Consider the following 652-nt stretch of genomic DNA (forward strand, 5'->3'; position numbering starts at 1 on the left):
TGCACTTAGTATATCAAAAAATCAACAGAACTGTTAAGAGGACGGCATTTAGATATTATTCAGTGTACACTAAGTATCAACAATATGTAAACCTATCATTCCATTAAATAAACCAAAAATTCTATGAACAATATCAATCCTGCATTATTCATAACTTGATTTTTTTATAGGTACTTTCCCTGTAAAATGCCAAAAACAAATGACAGTCAGGACGATTTAATACTTATACCTAAATAAGTGTGGTTGCCCGCTAAATTCTCGTTTAAAATTACCCTTGTTTTTCCACTTTGCTTAAAAATGGACAGACTTATCCCTCGGGATGAGTTCGGTTTTTAAAATGATGGATGGCTATTAATTGGGTCACTCAATAAGCGGTATGCCTTGAATTTTTTTAAGAGTGAACCAAAATTGTTTTTTGTATAAACAACTGCTACACAATTTGAATGTGGTATAACGGGCTGTATTGACTACTTTACCTGCTATTTTGATCAGCTGGATTCTAACGGTTCCTACGGTGCTTTTACTCATACTTCTAGGTAAGCAGAGTCGGCGGAACCAATTCGCAAAATTGTAGGCGAGTAAGGCAATTTGTAGCTTTGTCGCATTTGTGTAAAAGTCAGGACTACTTAATTGGTCGAACGCAAAGCCGTTT

General features: G+C 35.1%; 1 protein-coding gene. It reads right to left on the minus strand.

What is annotated here, in order from left to right; all coding sequences use genetic code 11:
- Window positions 1–360: 360 nt before the first annotated feature.
- Window positions 361–652 (minus strand): transposase (locus ABD814_RS12625; protein ID WP_344913897.1); only part of this gene is annotated, 292 nt, incomplete at its 5' end.

The organism is Amphibacillus indicireducens (assembly GCF_039539605.1).
Classification (GTDB): domain Bacteria; phylum Bacillota; class Bacilli; order Bacillales; family Amphibacillaceae; genus Amphibacillus; species Amphibacillus indicireducens.